1 pseudogene is annotated in these 509 nt (G+C 67.0%); it reads right to left on the bottom strand.

Annotated features, from left to right (window positions below):
- Positions 1-172: 172 nt before the first annotated feature.
- Positions 173-509 (bottom strand): annotated as a pseudogene (locus AB4Z53_RS35470) (acyl-CoA thioesterase II); the annotation flags it as partial.

Here is a 509-nt window from a genome sequence, read left to right on the forward strand (position 1 = left end):
CCGCAGGGTAGGCGCCTGCATTGCCCAGGTCGGTATAGCTGAACTGACCCCGGCGACGGGTCTTGTACGAGCGTCCGTTGGTGACCTTCACCTGGATGTCGTGGCTGCGCAGGAGCTCGGCCACGCCTTCCACGGTTTCCACGCGCTGGCTGCTGAAAATCTGACGCATCGGTCAATCCTTGGCCGGCACGGCGGCCGCTGCTGCCTGGTCCGGAACCACGCGGATCAAGCCTTCCTGGGCGGTGCTGGCAACCAGCACGCCATCACGGGTGAAGAACTGGCCACGGGCCAGGCCGCGCGAATCCTGCGCACTGGGGCTGTCCAGCGAGTACAGCAGCCAATCGTCGGCGCGGAACGGGCGGTGGAACCAGATCGCGTGGTCCAGCGAGGCCATCTGCACGTGCGGATGGTAGTAGCTGATGCCGTGCGGGAAGGTCGCCGTGCCCAGCAGGTGGAAGGCCGACGCGTAGGCCAGCAGTGCCTGGTGCAGCTCGGGAGCATCGCCCACG

It is taken from the genome of Ensifer sp. 2TAB8 (assembly GCF_052115125.1).
GTDB lineage: Bacteria > Pseudomonadota > Alphaproteobacteria > Rhizobiales > Rhizobiaceae > Ensifer.